This window comes from Virgibacillus ndiopensis (assembly GCF_900187325.1).
In the GTDB taxonomy this organism is placed as follows: Bacteria; Bacillota; Bacilli; order Bacillales; family Amphibacillaceae; genus Virgibacillus_E; species Virgibacillus_E ndiopensis.
The window spans coordinates 109,623-125,383 of sequence record NZ_FZMZ01000005.1 but is presented as its reverse complement, the minus strand read 5'-3'; the positions used below and the strand labels follow the sequence as shown (position 1 = coordinate 125,383).

Genomic DNA, 15,761 nt, shown 5'->3' with positions numbered 1-15,761 from the left:
CAAATTTAATTAACTTCCACCTTTTTTAATATACCCATAGTGAATTCCCAGTACACATCATTAACTTTCTATACAAAAAAGCAACCCCTTTACAAAAGAGGCTGCTACTACTAACTACATTTACATTGCATCTAACATTTGAAATTGTGATTTTACTAAATCAAAATATTCTCCACGATAGTCCATTAATTGTTGATGATTACCATGTTCCAATACCTTTCCGTGTTGCAATACAAATATTTCATCAGCTTCACGAATGGTGGAAAGCCTGTGAGCAATAATGATTGCAGTTCTTCCCTTTAATAACTTGCCTAAAGCAGTTTGTATTTTTACTTCTGTTTCCGTATCAATACTTGCAGTAGCTTCATCTAGAATCAATATTCGCGGATCAGCAAGAAGCGCTCTCGCAAATGACAACAATTGCCTCTCACCTGCTGACAATACATTCCCCCGTTCTTCTACTTCAGTTTCATATCCATTTGCTAAACGACCAATAAATTCGTCAGCTCCAACAACTTTGGCAGCATTGATTACTTCTTCATCAGTAGCATTTGGACGTCCAAAGCGGATATTCTCCATGATAGTTCCAGAAAAAATAAATGTATCTTGCAATACAACACTAATTTGCTGACGCAAACTATCTAATTTCACTTCGCGTAGATCATGCCCATCAATATGAACGGTTCCTTTTGTTGGGTCATAAAATCGACTTATTAAATTTGCGATAGTTGATTTTCCACTACCAGTATGACCAACAAGCGCAATGGTTTGACCCTGTTCTATGTCTAGAGATATTTCATGCAATGCAATACGATCCTTCTCATAGGAGAATTGAACACGGTCAAATTCAATCTTCCCTTTCATGTCCGTAAATTCAAATCCATTTTCTTTCTCTTCAACGTTTGGCTTTTCATCCAAGAATTCAAATATCCTCTCAGAGGCTGACATCGCCATTAAAAGCTGATTATACATTTGACCAAGCCTTGAAATAGGTTCCCAAAACATTCCTAAGAAGAACGCAAATACTACAAAAGTACCTATTTCAATACCACCATTCGCTTCTCCTAAAAGAATCAAATATGCACCATATGTGATTAGAATAATTGTTCCAACTGCATTACTCATCTCAACGAATGGACGAAACATTGCACTCTTTTTCGAGGCAATTCGCCAGCTTTCAAAATTATCCTCATTAACACCATTGAAATATTCCGCATTTTCTTGTTCCTGTGAAAAGGATTGGGTAATTCGGATTCCTTGAATACCTTCATTTAAATGAGAATTCAAGCGTGATTGTTGGATTCTTACGTTTTGCCATGATCGGCGAATGTTACGTCTTAGTTTAGTTGAAATGTAAAACATGATTGGTAATACAATCATGATAGCTAAAGCTAACTTTGGACTTAGAACCAATAAAATGACGATAATTCCCGTAAGTGTAACGACATCCATCAGTAAATTAATGATTCCATTTGTAAACAGTTCTTGTAGTGATGTGATATCATTCATAATTCGTACTAGTATAGATCCTGCTGACCTAGAATCGAAAAAACGATGAGAAAGTCGCTGTACATGGGAAAATAAATGTTGTCGAATATCAAAAATAACATTTTGGCCTAAAATATTTACCCATTTGATCCTTAAAATATTACTAATATAGTTTAATAAATATAAAAAACCAATTCCAATAACCAAATAAGTTAGTAGTGTTGTATCTTTGTTATGAATTGCAACATCCAATGCAACTTTACCAATTATTATAGGAACAACCAATCTTACAATGGTTGAAATAAACATAGCAATAATAGCACCTGGTAGATAGGTCTTAGAATATGGTTTTACATATCCTAATAATCGCCACATTTGCTTCCAGTTAAACGGTTTCTCAACTGCCTGATCGACTGTATAATAAAACCTTTTGAGATGACGGCTTTTTGCTTGTATATTTTTTGTTTTAGCCAATTTGGATCCCCCTTAGCTGACACCATTCATAATAGCTTCACGATCCTGATACTGGATATCATAAATTCGTTGATATGGTCCATTGTTGTTCAGCAGTTTGTCATGTGTACCGCGTTCAACAATTTCACCATCTTCAAGTACTAAAATTTCATCTGCGTGTTTCAACGATGATATCCGATGGGCAATAATAAACGACGTTCTTCCAACCATAACTTCTTTTAATGCCTTTTGTATTTTGAATTCCGTTTCCATATCAACTGCTGATGTAGCATCATCCAAAACTAAAATACTTGGATTAATGCAAATGGCTCTAGCAATTGCTATCCGCTGCTTTTGTCCACCTGACAATCCCATACCACGTTCACCTAACATCGTGTCGTATCCTTTTGGCATCTCCATTATAAAATCATGTGCCTGGGCTCTTTTAGCAGCATCAACAATTTGCTCATCAGACATGTCAGGATTTCCGTATGAAATGTTTTCTCGAATGGACGTAGAAAATAAAAACGGCTCTTGTAAAACAAAACCAATATTTTTTCTTAAAGCCTTTAATTGATAATCGGAAACCGGTCTTCCATCAACTAATACATCTCCCTTTTCAGGTTCATAAAAACGAGTGATCAATTGTGTAATGCTTGTTTTACCGGAACCGGTCGCTCCAATTAAGCCAATTACCTTTCCGGGTGGTGCATCAAATGAAATATCCTTTAAAGCTGAATCGTCATTTTCTGTATAGGTTAGTGTAACGTCATTAAATGTTACATGGCCCTTAATTGCTATATCAACTGCATTCTTCTTCTCAACAATATCTTCATTAGCATCTAAAATCTCAATTAATCTCTCACCTGATGCTTTCGCTTGAGAAAATAAATTTATAACAAATCCTAAGTTCATTAGTGGTCCCAGGATATACCACACTAAACTAAAGAATGCCACTAATTCCCCTGGTGTAACCCTTCCTTCAATTACTAAATATCCACCGAACGCAAGAAGGGCTACCGCACAAACATTACCAATGAACTCCATTAACGGAAAGAATTTAGCCCAGATTTCTGAGGTTTTAATATAATTTTGCTTATACGTATCATTACTAGTTGAAAATCGATCTATTTCAAAACCTTCTCTGGATAATGACTTTACTGTATTCATCCCACTTATGTTTTCTTGCACTCTTGTATTTAAGTTTCCGAACGATTTCCGAATACTTCTAAATGCAGGGTGTACCCGTTTATCAAATCGAAAAACAACAATAGCTAGAAAAGGCATAGCGGCCATCGTTACTAATGTTAGTGGTACAGAAAAATAAAACATGACACTTAAACTAAACAGTATTAATAACGTTATTCGGACAACTTCAGCAAAGCCGACCGAAAGAAAAAAACGAAACCCTTCAACATCTGCAGTTAGTCGCGACATTAAATCCCCGGTTTTAGCATTATCATAATATTTAAAGGATAATACTTGTAGCTTTTCATATATGGCATTTCGCATTGTATAGACCGATTTAATACCGAATAAGTCTCCTAAATATTGATGAAAATACGTAGCAAATCCTTTTACAATCATAACAATTAAAAAGGCAAGGGCAATATAAGGTATTATGTTATATCTGTCCTTCAACACAACCTCATCAATTGTTTGTTGTAAAATGATTGGATACACTACAGTAATCGCCGTTACAAAAACTAAAAAAAACAACGAACTGAAAAAATATTTTTTAAATGGCCAATAAAATTGCTTCAACCTTTTAAATGTATCCAAATTCATCCCACCTCCTGATGTTTTTACGTAATTACTAATATAACGGCTTCCGAAATAAATTGCTACACTTTTTGCTTAATTTTTTAAAAAATTTTTAAAAGGGTGAAATCTAAGTAAACTGGTAGGATAAATGATATTAACTTATTGTACGGCGTTAAAGGACGTTCTTCACGCTATAGCGTTGGAACTGGATGTAATTCGTACAGTGGTTAAGTATCTGCAGCATTATAATTGTTTTCCTAGACAAAAAAACTGCACCATTATTTTGAAATGGTACAGCTTCATATAAAAATCTATATTTTTATTTTTTCTCCGTATTGCCTAACACACGATTTACACGTTTACGCAGCATTTTCATACCGCCACCACCAGCTTGAAAATGTCTTAATTTACCTTCCTCATCAAACACATAGTAAGCAGGTACATACTGATTATTAAACGCATCCGTCAATGTATGTTTATTATCTACGAATATCGGTTGTGTAATATCATGTTCAGCTGCAACGCTTTTAATTTGATCAAGGTCAAGATCCTTTTCAGAACGAGGCATGTGAACAGCAATCACATTAAGCTCATCCTTATATTCATCTCTGAATTCATTTACATTCGGCATAGCTTCTTTGCAAAGTCCGCAACTCACTGACCAAAAATGAATTAATGTAGGTTTGTTACCAATTAAATCACCTTTTTGAATCGGATTACTATTAAACCATTCTGTTGCGCCATCAAGTTCCGGCATTTGGTCTCTTAATTTCATTGTCCTTACCTCCTGCTGTATCACTTACTATCATCAGCTCTAGTGGGCTAACTACTGGAAACACAAGTAAAGAACACTGTGAATGCTAGAATGCCATGCCTTTGTGGTCCCTTACTTACGCTTATCACAGTTGAAAAGCCCATGCCACCTTTGATCCAAAAAGAAGCCAACCCACAATGAAATTCTTTTCTAATTTAATGGAAAAATATCTTAAGTGGAGTCAGCTCCTTCTTACCTATTAATATGTCAATAATTTTTAAAGTGTTTCTTGTCCAGGTTTCCAGTTAGCTGGACACAAGCCACCTGTTTGAAGTGCTTGTAATACACGTAATGTTTCATCAACATCACGACCAATGTTGTTATGAAAAACTGTTTGATATTGTAATTCACCTTCAGGGTTAATGATGAATAATCCGCGTAATGCAATACCTTCTTCTTCAATTAATACGCCATAATCACGAGAAACTGCATGATTGTGATCAGCAGCTAATGGATACTGTAATTCACCTAATCCGTTATCGTCACGGCTTGTATTAATCCATGCTTTATGTGTATGTATCGTATCTGTTGATACACCAATTACCTCTGCATCTAAGTCTTCAAATTCATCATAACGATCTGACATTGCAGTAATTTCTGTTGGACAAACGAATGTGAAGTCCATTGGATAGAAGAACAATACTGTCCATTTATCTTCTTTCATGATTTCTTCCAAACTTACCTTGCCAAATTCTTTGTTTGGCATAACTGCTTCCATCTCAAAACGTGGTGCTTGTTTTGCTACCATTCTTTCTGCCATATGTAATCCCTCCAACGTAATAATTTGATGTCCATAGAAGATTATAGACAATCACTTCTTTTGGGTCAATATTAAATGATATACATTTAATAAAAGGACATTTAGTCTTCACAATATCGTCAATTACTTGAAACAATTGTCATTTATTATGCCCTAATCGCTTCACTTTAAACAGATAATTTAGAAAACCTAAGTCTGTAATCAAAAACACTATATTACCCTAACACTCCCTCTAGTTAATTGTCTACTATTTGTTTAGGACTCAATAGAAAAGGGTATCTATTGATGTGAAGCAACAATTTCGCTATTATAGAAAAATGAACATGGAAAGGAGATTACATATGGATATTTTTAAGGATGGATTGAACTTTAATATCGGTGGGCTTTTAAACGATGTATTACCGGTAGCTCTAAAGATTGTTTTGCTTATTCTTGCCTTTATCATTTTTGTTCCAATTGGAAAGAAAATTATTGAAAGGACTATCCAAAGGGCAGGTAACAATGAAAAGTTATCACCTGGTCGAGTAAAGACATTAGAAAAATTATTAATTAATTTATTTTCGTATGTAATGATTTTTGTCTTCATTATAATGTTGTTTGCTATTTTTTCAATTCCAATCGGACCACTTCTTGCCGGTGCTGGAATAATCGGTTTAGCGATTGGGTTCGGTGCCCAGGGGCTTGTTAGTGATATAGTTACAGGATTCTTTATTCTATTAGAGCGACAAATTGAAGTGGATGACTATGTAACTGCTGGCGGATTTGATGGGATTTGTGAAGAAGTTGGTCTACGTACGACGAAAATCCGCAGTTTTGATGGGACATTGAACTTTGTACCTAACAGACAAATAGCAGGTGTTGCTAATCATTCACGTGGAAACATGCGTGCTCTTGTTGATATTGGAATTAGCTATGATGACAATATTGATGAAGCAATCGTTGTACTTGAGCAAATATGTACGGAGTTTCAAACTGACGATCGCTTTAAAGATGGTCCGAATGTTTTAGGTGTACAAAGTCTTGGCTCTTCTGATGTTGTCTTACGTGTTGTTGGACAAACCGAGAATGGAGAGCAATTTGGATGTGAACGTGATATGCGCAAACGAATTAAAGAAGCCTTTGACATAAATAATATTGAGATCCCTTTTCCACATCAAGTATTTGTACAAAAAGAAATGAAGTAAATAAAAGTGGAACGATCAGCTAGCTGTTGTCTAGATACCAACAGCTATAAGAAATTTTTGTCGACGACATAAAACCCAGCTCAAATTAAAAGAGCTGGGTTTTTATCATTTTTACATTACTATCTTAATTTTTGTTCTACCATCTGACAGACTTCTTCTGCATTATATCCACTGGCGTCAATTACAGGTCCAGCAATACTAGTCTCCTGCATTCCCATCACATTTTCGTCTTGTCCCGAAATAACACAGCAGTCGCAATAAGCCGTGTCCTCTTCAGAACCAAGATTTACTACCTCATATCCTTTTTCCATAAGTGCATCCTTTACATCTGTAAGCGTTTCTTCTACACCGATTCGTGCCATACTTCTTACCTCCTCTACATACATTAAAATTCTCATATGTAGTTTTTCCTAAAAGTAAAAAGGTATGCAAATCGAGTGTCCGATGATGTAGTCGGATAAATACTTATAACGAATGGAGAATTTTTGTGACTACCTTCAAACCGGTTTCAAGTGCTTTTTCTTTTGGCTGAAGTTTTGAATTGTGTAACCCGTATGGTGATTCAACACCGAGCCAAAACATGAACCCAGGAATTTCTTTTAACATATAACCAAAATCTTCACCTGTCATTGCTGCATTAGCTTCTTGAAAGGATACACCAATTTCCTTGACCGACTTTTCAAACATATTGACGTATTCCTTTGTGTTATAGACTTGATAATAATTTGATCCATAATCAATTGAAATGGAACAATCATGAATCATTTCAAACCCACCAACCAGCGATTCTAATTTATTCTTTATCGTATCAATTGAGTTTGGATCACCGGTTCTAATTGTACCTTCCAGTCGAGCTGTTTCGGCAATTGCATTTTGTACAAATCCACTTTCCATTTTCCCTATTGTTATTACCGCACTCTCTAATGGATTTAATCCTCGTGAAACAATTTGTTGTAACTGGACGACAAAATTACTTGCCGCAACCGTCATATCCTTTGTCAAATGGGGATAGGCAGCATGTCCACCTCTTCCAACAAAATCAAGAAATAATTCACTTGTATTCGCAAAAAGCAAGCCAGTTCTACTGGAAACCGTACCAACTGGAAGCTCCGGCGCAATGTGTAAAGCAAAAATCACATCTGGCTTCCATTTAAAAAATTCAGCTGACTGCATCAATGGTAACGCGCCACCTGGACCCTCTTCAGCAGGCTGAAACAGGAACACAACATCATCATTAATAGGGTGCTCACTCATGTATTGCAATGCTCCAAGTGCAATCGTCATATGAAAATCATGTCCACATGCATGCATGTTTCCTTCATGTAACGATTGAAACGAATAATTTGTTTCTTCCGTTATCGGTAAACCATCGATATCTGTACGGAATCCAATCGTTTTCGTCGGATTCGTACCAGCAACTCGAACCAAAATACCTGTACGCCAAATTTGTATGTCCACTCGTTCTGTCTGCATTGCTCTGATGTGACTGAGTAAATAAGCTTGTGTTTTTACCTCCTGAAACCCTAATTCAGGAATTTGATGGAGTTCTCTTCTAATTTTTTGTAAAGCGGATAAATTCATATTAATCCCCTGCTTTAATCATCTAATTTACGTAATTCTTGTTTGATTTCCGTTTTTGATTTTGTATTTTCATCAATTTCTTTAAGAACTTTCGCTGGTGTACCTGCTACCAATGTATTTGGAGCAACATCCTTTGTTACAATAGCTCCAGCGGCTACAATTGCCCCCTTCCCTACTGTAACACCTTCTAGTACAACAACATTTGCACCAATGACAACATCGTCTTCAATTACAACTGGTTTTGCCGAAGGAGGCTCGATAACACCGGCAAGAACTGTTCCTGCACCAATATGACAGTTTTTCCCTACTGTAGCACGTCCTCCAAGAACAGCATTCATATCAATCATCGTTCCCTCACCAACTACTGAACCGATATTAATCATAGCACCCATCATAATAACAGCCCCATCACCAATTGAAACTTGATCACGAATGACTGCACCAGGTTCAATACGTGCATTTACATCTTTTAAATCAAGTAAGGGAATTGCTGAATTGCGGCGATCATTTTCCACCACAAAATCAGTAATAGCGTCCTCATTACCTACTAAAAAAGCTTGAAGCTCTTTCCATTCGCCAAACAAAACCCCGCTGCTATTCTCAACAAAAGCTTGAACCGAATCAGGGTAATTCAATGTGTCAAGCTGCAAGCCTTTTATGTATACCTTTACAGGTGTACTCTTTTTACTATTTGAGATAAAGCTAATAATTTCATTTGCATCCATCATTTTCATTTAGTTATTCCCCCTAAAAGTTATATTGAACTTACTTTAGCAGACAGAAGGCTTGCTCGCAACAACTATTCATCAGATTTTTTAGGCATAAAGCAAATAAAAATGAAACTGATGACTGTCAAAACAAATAATCCGGTGTATACAACATGCAATCCAGATGTCAGTCCTTCCTGTAACACTGTTTTTGTTTCATTAGGTAACGATACCGTTTGCTTAGGGTCTAACAGATTATTTGCGGAATCAACCGAAACACGATTCTCTAGACCTTTATGTTCAATAAATGTTTTCAATTGGTTATTTAATAGGCCACCAAGAAATGCAGCGCCCAATGCACTTCCAAGTGAACGCATGAACATATTTGCCGCGGTCGCTATTCCTCGTTTTTTCCAACCTACAGAGCTTTGGATTGCAACAATAAATGACGTGTTTGTTAACCCCATTCCAACGCCAATAAAAAACGAGCCAGTTCCAGCCCAAATTGGTCCTTTATCTGGTGATAAAAGAAAAAATAATACCCCTCCTACAACTAATGAAATACCACCTAATAATGAAGTTGCTCGGTAACCAATGACTAATAATAACCTACCAGCAATTGTTGAAGCAATTGGCCATCCGATTGACATGGTGGTTAAAGTAAAACCAGCTACTGTCGCAGAATAGCCCATAACACCTTGCACAAAAGCCGGTAAATAGCTTGACACACCAATTAATATCATGCCTATCGTTAATGAAGTTACATTTGCCACACTAATAATCTGATGCTTCCAAATTTCAAATGGCATCATCGGATCACTTGTCCGGCGTTCTTGAATAATAAACAGCGTAAAGCCAAATAAAGTAATTCCAATTAGTCCATACATTAGTGGAGTATCCCAGGCAATACCTACTCCCCCTTCGACTAAAATAAGCATGAGTGAGCTTACAGCAATTACAATCCATAACGCTCCTGGATAATCAATGGACCGAGTTTGTTTTTCAATATCTTCATGTAAAAAGAAAACAATACCGAGCATTGCAAGAATACCTAGAGGGATATTCATCCAAAATATAAATTGCCAACTTAGTACATCAACAAAAAAACCACCCAATAGTGGTCCCGTTACAGCTGAAATACCCCACACACTAGCTAAATAACCCTGAATTTTTGCCCGTTCTTGTTTATCATAAATATCACCAACGATTGTTGTTGCAATTGGCATCAAAGCTCCAGCACCAATACCTTGAATGAAACGGAAACATATTAGCATCAAGATCGAGGTACTAAAACCTGAGAGTGTAGATCCTGTTAAGAAAATTAAAATGCCAATAACAAAAATAGGCTTTCTGCCAAAAATATCGGAAAGCTTTCCAAAAATGAGCACTGTCGCAGCATTTGTTAACAAATATGCTGAAAATACCCAGCTATATAAAGAAAATCCTCCAAGATCTGCTACAATACTTGGCATTGAAGTAGCTACAATAGTTGCCTCAATAGCAGCCAAGAACATGCCTAGCATGACTGAAGCTAGAATTAGAGGTCGTTTTAAATCTTTTCTTTTTTCGTTTGTTTCCATCTTTATCCCATCTTTTCCCCCAAAATAAAATACACCCCCGTCATACAAGTATGGCAAGGGTATATTCGGACACTATTTATTTATGATCGTTATTTGTATAATAGTCTCGTTTTATATGTTTCAAAATGGCACGTCTTGTTAATATTCCATCAAAGTATCCCTCTTCATCAGCAACACAAACAAAAGGGTGATCGATTACTGCCTTTAACCCATCCATAAATATATTGTCTCTTAATAAACAAGGGATATCAGTATTCATAACCTCTTGTACCTTCATATCTGCTAATTTTTCAACTTCAAACCGCTCTAGCCCTAAAATTTCATTTAATATTTTCGTTTTACCAATTGTACCAACCAGCTTATAGGATGCATCTAATACTGGGACTGATGAATAACCGGATTTCACTAATACTAATAAAGCATGTTCTAAAGGATTATTTACTTGTACATGTGCTACTTTTTCAGATGATATCATTAAATCTCCAATCACAATATCTGTTAATTGCTTATCTTGTAAAGTACTCATACAGAACGCTCCTTTTCCAATTCAATAAAATATGTGCCTTTAAAAGGAGTATACATTTTAATCCCACATACAAAGTTTACCATACATTAGCTTTTCGAATCTATTTATATACCACTATTTTGTGTATAAAACATGGAAATGCATTTTATAAAATGCATGAATCAATATATACTATTATTAACGTCGAAGATCAGAATGAGGATATTTTATGACTACCCACACCTATACAAAACAAGAGGAAATGGCACACGCTATAACACATGGAATTGGTGCCTTATTAAGTATAGTTGGATTAATAGTATTGATTGACTATGCAAATCTGAATGAGAATCCACAGAAATTTATTTCAGTCAGTATTTTTGGTTTTAGTATGCTAATCATGTATTTATCCTCGACAATTGTCCACAGCTTACCTGAAGGAAGATGGAAGGATATTTTTCAAATTTTTGACCATTCATCTATCTATTTATTCATCGCAGGTACGTACACCCCCATTTTACTTGTACATTTAAGAGGAGAAGCGGGCCTGCTACTATTCGGAGTTGTTTGGGGGATTGCCATAGCAGGAATTATTTTTAAGTTATACTTCGTCAAAAAATTTCTGTTTTTATCAACCGTGTTTTATATTTTAATGGGCTGGCTTATCATGTTCGTTTGGGAGCCTCTAACTGCCATTATGCATGAAAATGGTATTCAATTATTAATGATTGGTGGCTTATGCTACACTTTTGGGGCTGTCTTTTACGTGTGGAGAAGCTTCCCGTATCATCATGCAGTTTGGCATTTATTCGTTATCGCCGGATCTACCTTTCATTTCTTTACTATATTTTATTATGTTCTATAATTAATGAGCGTGTTATTAACCTAGATAACACGCTCTTTTTCGCCACATTTGAATTCAAAAAGGAAACTTATTTAACCATTGTCCCCCGTCCATTGTAACAACTTCACCATTAATATATGAAGCTTTCTCGGATAGTAAGAAATGGGCAAGTTCAGCAATTTCTTCAGGCTTTCCAAGTCGGCGTAATGGTACAGAATTAAGAGTACGTGCAGCCGTTTTCTCGGATTGAAATAGTTTATCTGCTCCCCCAGTACGCTCAATTGGTCCAGGTGCAATAGCATTTACCCGAATCCCATATTTAGTACCCCATTCAACTGCTAATGTACGTGTCATATTTAACACGCCTGCTTTTGCTGCTGAGGAATGAATGACACCAGCACCAGCATTCCAAGCATATGTAGCAACCATATTTAAAATGGATCCTTTTTTTCCATTATCAATCCAGTACCTTCCAACCTCACGACTGCAATAAAAAGTACCGTTTAATACAATATCAATAACTGAGTTCCATCCGTTTACAGAAAGGTCCTCCGCTGCACATATGAAATTTCCAGCAGCATTATTAATTAAATAATCAATTTCACCATACTTATCAACGGTTTTTTCAACCAACCGTTCTACATCTTCAGGCTTTCTAACATCCATTGGAACGATGAAAATGTCACCAGTTGCACCTTCATTTAATTCTTTTTTTGTATGAATTAATTTATCTTCGTGTCTACCCGTAATAACAACATTTGCACCTTCTAGAACAAATTTTTTAGCCATATACTTACCCATACCACTAGAACTACCTGTTACGATAATTGTTTTGTTTTTCATAGGTTCCCCCTGCAAATTTTATAATTTTATCTCATACTATTAATAGTATTGCTAACACTTCAAAAAGTCAAAGAATTGACTGATAATTATGATAAATTATGTAAACTTATAAAATTTACGGTATAAATTAAATCCTATTCCGTGCTATAATTTTATTATCTGATTTTGTCAGCATAGAAAGGTTTGACAAGTATGAATAGACGGTCATTTTTAAAGAAATTATTTGGTAGCACCCTAGCTGTTTTTGGGATAAGCGGGGGTACATATTACTATGCTCGTGACATAGAACCAAATATGCTTCATATAAATAAAGAAACCATTGGATCCACAAAAATTCCGAGTACATTTAACAACTTCAAAATAGTACAATTTTCTGATACACATATCGGATTTCATTATACACTTGAACAATTAAATAATTTGGTTACAAAAATCAACAGCCATAATCCAGATCTAATCGTTTTTACGGGGGATCTTGTTGATGAACCTAACACGTATCATTGGAACAATAATCTGATTAAGACATTACGCCAATTGAAGGCTGAATATGGTAAATATTGGATATATGGTAACCACGATCATGGAGGTTATGGAACAAATATTGTTCGTGACGTCATGAATCAGTCAGAGTTTAAACTCTTAAAAAATAGTAATACCGTAATATCAAAAGAAAATGAACATATCAATCTAGCAGGATTAGACGATGTTATGCTCGGAAATCCAAACCTTGAACGTACATTACAAGGAGTAAATACGAAACTGTTTACAATATTACTTGCTCATGAGCCCGATTTTGCTGATAGAGCTGTTAAGTTCCCTGTTGATGTACAACTGTCAGGTCACAGTCATGGAGGACAAGTCCGCTTTCCTTTCATCGGACATTTATATACACCGGCATATGCAGAGAAATATGTACAAGGAAAACATACATTTAACAATGGTAAATTAACCTTATATGTTAGCAGAGGCATTGGAACAACGCGTCTTCCCTATCGTTTTCTTTGTAAGCCAGAAATCCAAGTATTTACATTAAAAAATCCTAGTTAATTTTTCTGGATATCCAATCATACATGCTCCCTTTTTATTAATTTGCATAGGCTATTGTGTAAGCTTTTTTATGAAAGGGATGATTTAATCTGAACTATCCAGTAATGTATGTCGACGAACGGCAATACAGTGACTCCTCTTTCCCTGCCCAGAATGAACGTGTATTTCCAGTTGTACCTTTCCTAACCGGGCTTGCAGTTGCCCCTTTTTTATATGGAGCTCTATATCCCGGTTACGGTGGTTATTATCCATATCCACCTCGCCCTCCATATTATCCTTATGGGTATGGGTACGGTCAAGGTTATGGGTATAATCCACATTACAATAAAGGATATTATTAATGACAATGGTTTGATCCAAAGATAAATAGGATCAGACCATTTTTTTGATGCAACATACAGATGTAACAGTTTATTCATAGTTTTTAATGGTTAATCGTGCTACACTTGATACGATTTAAGTTCCATGGAGGATGTGTACATATGAAAATAGTTTTTAAATTAGCATTTACACTTATTGTAATTGCATTTGTGTTAAGTGCTTGTGGTGATAAATACGAAGGTGACCTCTCCTATGAAGTTAACGACTTTTCGTATACTAATCAAAATGGGGAATCAGTCAGCAAAAGTGAATTAGATGGAAAATTTTGGATTGCTGATTTCATCTATACAAGTTGTAAAACGGAATGTCCGCCAATGACATACAACATGCAAAAACTTCAGCAACAATTAAAGGAAGCTGATTTAGAAGATGTGCAATTGGTGTCATTCAGTGTTGATCCAGAAACTGATACGCCAGAAGTTTTAAAAGCATATGGTGAGTCTCGTGGAATAAATTTTGCTAATTGGAATTTTTTAACAGGGTATGATATAAAAACGATCAAAGAGTTCTCAATTAAATCGTTTAAAACCCCGCTTGAAAAAACGGATGAAGGAGATTTTATGCATGGTATAAATTTTTTCCTAGTTTCCCCTGAAGGTAATGCAATTGAACAATACAATGGAATGGAACGAGAAAATATGGAAAAAATTGTTGAGGATATTAAGAAATTAAAACAAGATGTAGAAGGAGCTTAACTTTAGATAGCTCCTTTTTCTTTCTCCAATTTCTTCTTGAAAGTAGACAAGCTTTGAGATACTATATAGACAGTTACCAGGAAGGAGGATACAGAATGAGTGAAAATAAAACGATTCCATTAAGTGAACTTGCACAAGCAATCTTCACAATTAATCGCCATGCTAAAACTGCACCAGAGCCGCAACATTTATACTATATAAAAAAAGAAACAATAAAACGACTCCTGCAAGAAAAACGTGCGAAAAAAGTTGGACTCCACTTTTCTAATCACCCGAAATTCAGCAATCAGCATTCCACACTTCTTGTAAAAGTGGACAATTATTATTTTCATATACCTCCTGCTAAAGAAGACTTCAAAAAGCTTGAGCATTTAGGTACACTCGATCAAGACTTTCGAAACCCTCAAACAAAAATGTCTTTATCACAAGCAAAAAAAGTTGTTTATCGATATATCAATTGGAAGCCTAAAAGTCAGCAGAAACCACAGAAAAAAAAATACACCTCTGCCTATTTTACCCCATCGTCTCTCGGAAAAATGGAATGGCCACCCAAAAAATCATATCGAAATTTCTAAAGGTGTTTTCCCGCTTTTATAATGAGAAAAGGCAGCAAAATGATGGAAATAATCGTTATGTCAAACAAGAATGATAGGTGCAGTGCATTGCAACATCAATTGAAATAACAATCTAATATTTTAAGCGTATCGATCAAACTGATCATACGCTTTTGTTTTTTCTATTAAAAATGACACGAAACCATTGAACAAGAAATAAAATAGCACCAAAAGCCGCAAGACCATGTAAGGATACTTTTATTAAGTTCGTAAACGCCTCCCGCTGGTATACACTTATAATCAATATACATATCAATACAAGTAAACTGCTAATGATGTAACTAAGAATTCTCGTAGATTTAACTGTTACAAACCAATGGATGATAGGCTGTAATACTAGATAAAATATCAGTATCCCAATAAAAATGAAGATAAAAAATAATTGCTCAGCATTTAGTCCCAACAAGAAAAGCTGTGATAAATGAATTAGATCGAAACCGGAAAAAAGCATACGAATCAACCACTTTCAGAATTTAATAATTTATTAGTAAGCATTGACTG

At 35.5% G+C, this 15,761-nt stretch carries 15 protein-coding genes; 5 read left to right on the top strand and 10 right to left on the bottom strand.

Annotation, left to right across the window (positions count from 1 at the left end):
• Positions 1 to 120: 120 nt before the first annotated feature.
• From CS937_RS07890 to CS937_RS07875, 4 genes are all read right to left on the bottom strand, one after another.
• Positions 121 to 1,962 carry an ABC transporter ATP-binding protein gene (locus CS937_RS07890; RefSeq protein ID WP_099157928.1) on the bottom strand — a complete coding sequence of 614 codons (1,842 nt, stop codon included), beginning with the start codon at positions 1,960 to 1,962 and terminating at the stop codon, positions 121 to 123.
• 12 nt (positions 1,963 to 1,974) lie between these two features.
• Positions 1,975 to 3,723: an ABC transporter ATP-binding protein gene (locus CS937_RS07885; protein WP_099158835.1), complete on the bottom strand. Its 1,749-nt coding sequence runs from the start codon at positions 3,721 to 3,723 to the stop codon at positions 1,975 to 1,977.
• Between the two features lie 301 nt (positions 3,724 to 4,024).
• Positions 4,025 to 4,480 carry a redoxin domain-containing protein gene (locus CS937_RS07880; RefSeq protein WP_099157927.1) on the bottom strand — a complete coding sequence of 152 codons (456 nt, stop codon included), beginning with the start codon at positions 4,478 to 4,480 and terminating at the stop codon, positions 4,025 to 4,027.
• Between the two features lie 256 nt (positions 4,481 to 4,736).
• Positions 4,737 to 5,279, bottom strand: coding sequence for a peroxiredoxin (locus CS937_RS07875; RefSeq protein WP_099157926.1), 543 nt, complete (start codon positions 5,277 to 5,279; stop codon positions 4,737 to 4,739).
• Between the two features lie 341 nt (positions 5,280 to 5,620).
• Here CS937_RS07875 and CS937_RS07870 point away from each other — a divergent pair, with 341 nt between their 5' ends.
• A complete protein-coding gene (locus CS937_RS07870; protein WP_099157925.1) occupies positions 5,621 to 6,463 on the top strand; it encodes a mechanosensitive ion channel family protein in 843 nt (280 codons plus the stop codon).
• 119 nt (positions 6,464 to 6,582) lie between these two features.
• Here the strand turns inward: CS937_RS07870 and CS937_RS07865 are convergent, their stop codons facing one another.
• The 5 genes from CS937_RS07865 to cbpB all read right to left on the bottom strand — a co-directional run bounded on the left by CS937_RS07865 (position 6,583) and on the right by cbpB (position 10,857).
• A complete protein-coding gene (locus CS937_RS07865; protein ID WP_099157924.1) occupies positions 6,583 to 6,825 on the bottom strand; it encodes a YkuS family protein in 243 nt (80 codons plus the stop codon).
• A 103-nt stretch (positions 6,826 to 6,928) separates the two neighbouring features.
• Positions 6,929 to 8,044 carry an N-acetyldiaminopimelate deacetylase gene (locus tag CS937_RS07860; protein ID WP_099157923.1) on the bottom strand — a complete coding sequence of 372 codons (1,116 nt, stop codon included), beginning with the start codon at positions 8,042 to 8,044 and terminating at the stop codon, positions 6,929 to 6,931.
• 14 nt (positions 8,045 to 8,058) lie between these two features.
• Positions 8,059 to 8,778 carry a 2,3,4,5-tetrahydropyridine-2,6-dicarboxylate N-acetyltransferase gene (gene dapD / locus CS937_RS07855; protein ID WP_176555791.1) on the bottom strand — a complete coding sequence of 240 codons (720 nt, stop codon included), beginning with the start codon at positions 8,776 to 8,778 and terminating at the stop codon, positions 8,059 to 8,061.
• Positions 8,779 to 8,843: 65 nt separating this feature from the next.
• The gene (locus CS937_RS07850) at positions 8,844 to 10,331 is read right to left on the bottom strand and encodes an MDR family MFS transporter (RefSeq protein WP_099157922.1); all 1,488 of its coding nucleotides are present in this window, start codon (positions 10,329 to 10,331) and stop codon (positions 8,844 to 8,846) included.
• Positions 10,332 to 10,407: 76 nt separating this feature from the next.
• Complete coding sequence (gene cbpB, locus CS937_RS07845) at positions 10,408 to 10,857, bottom strand: cyclic-di-AMP-binding protein CbpB (RefSeq protein ID WP_099157921.1); 450 nt, start codon at positions 10,855 to 10,857, stop codon at positions 10,408 to 10,410.
• Positions 10,858 to 11,065: 208 nt separating this feature from the next.
• Between cbpB and trhA the strand changes: the two genes are divergently transcribed.
• Positions 11,066 to 11,701, top strand: a complete 636-nt coding sequence (trhA, locus tag CS937_RS07840) for a PAQR family membrane homeostasis protein TrhA (protein WP_099157920.1) — start codon at positions 11,066 to 11,068, stop codon at positions 11,699 to 11,701.
• Between the two features lie 54 nt (positions 11,702 to 11,755).
• Here the strand turns inward: trhA and fadH are convergent, their stop codons facing one another.
• Positions 11,756 to 12,523, bottom strand: coding sequence for a 2,4-dienoyl-CoA reductase (gene fadH / locus CS937_RS07835; RefSeq protein ID WP_099157919.1), 768 nt, complete (start codon positions 12,521 to 12,523; stop codon positions 11,756 to 11,758).
• Positions 12,524 to 12,715: 192 nt separating this feature from the next.
• Between fadH and CS937_RS07830 the strand changes: the two genes are divergently transcribed.
• The 3 genes from CS937_RS07830 to CS937_RS07815 all read left to right on the top strand — a co-directional run bounded on the left by CS937_RS07830 (position 12,716) and on the right by CS937_RS07815 (position 15,221).
• Entirely contained in the window at positions 12,716 to 13,570 is an 855-nt protein-coding gene (locus CS937_RS07830) for a metallophosphoesterase (RefSeq protein ID WP_099157918.1), read from the top strand.
• A 482-nt stretch (positions 13,571 to 14,052) separates the two neighbouring features.
• Positions 14,053 to 14,646, top strand: a complete 594-nt coding sequence (locus CS937_RS07820) for an SCO family protein (RefSeq protein ID WP_099157916.1) — start codon at positions 14,053 to 14,055, stop codon at positions 14,644 to 14,646.
• Positions 14,647 to 14,741: 95 nt separating this feature from the next.
• Entirely contained in the window at positions 14,742 to 15,221 is a 480-nt protein-coding gene (locus tag CS937_RS07815; RefSeq protein ID WP_099157915.1) for a YkyB family protein, read from the top strand.
• Positions 15,222 to 15,761 lie beyond the last annotated feature (540 nt).

What these genes read in the sequence shown, in the direction of transcription:
- CS937_RS07880 (WP_099157927.1), bottom strand. Translation starts at nt 4,480, where the DNA reads ATGAAATTAAGAGACCAAATGCCGGAACTTGATGGCGCAACAGAATGG.
- CS937_RS07875 (WP_099157926.1), bottom strand. Translation starts at nt 5,279, where the DNA reads ATGGCAGAAAGAATGGTAGCAAAACAAGCACCACGTTTTGAGATGGAA.
- CS937_RS07870 (WP_099157925.1), top strand. Translation starts at nt 5,621, where the DNA reads ATGGATATTTTTAAGGATGGATTGAACTTTAATATCGGTGGGCTTTTA.
- CS937_RS07865 (WP_099157924.1), bottom strand. Translation starts at nt 6,825, where the DNA reads ATGGCACGAATCGGTGTAGAAGAAACGCTTACAGATGTAAAGGATGCA.
- CS937_RS07860 (WP_099157923.1), bottom strand. Translation starts at nt 8,044, where the DNA reads ATGAATTTATCCGCTTTACAAAAAATTAGAAGAGAACTCCATCAAATT.
- dapD (WP_176555791.1), bottom strand. Translation starts at nt 8,778, where the DNA reads ATGAAAATGATGGATGCAAATGAAATTATTAGCTTTATCTCAAATAGT.
- CS937_RS07850 (WP_099157922.1), bottom strand. Translation starts at nt 10,331, where the DNA reads ATGGAAACAAACGAAAAAAGAAAAGATTTAAAACGACCTCTAATTCTA.
- cbpB (WP_099157921.1), bottom strand. Translation starts at nt 10,857, where the DNA reads ATGAGTACTTTACAAGATAAGCAATTAACAGATATTGTGATTGGAGAT.
- trhA (WP_099157920.1), top strand. Translation starts at nt 11,066, where the DNA reads ATGACTACCCACACCTATACAAAACAAGAGGAAATGGCACACGCTATA.
- fadH (WP_099157919.1), bottom strand. Translation starts at nt 12,523, where the DNA reads ATGAAAAACAAAACAATTATCGTAACAGGTAGTTCTAGTGGTATGGGT.
- CS937_RS07830 (WP_099157918.1), top strand. Translation starts at nt 12,716, where the DNA reads ATGAATAGACGGTCATTTTTAAAGAAATTATTTGGTAGCACCCTAGCT.
- CS937_RS07820 (WP_099157916.1), top strand. Translation starts at nt 14,053, where the DNA reads ATGAAAATAGTTTTTAAATTAGCATTTACACTTATTGTAATTGCATTT.
- CS937_RS07815 (WP_099157915.1), top strand. Translation starts at nt 14,742, where the DNA reads ATGAGTGAAAATAAAACGATTCCATTAAGTGAACTTGCACAAGCAATC.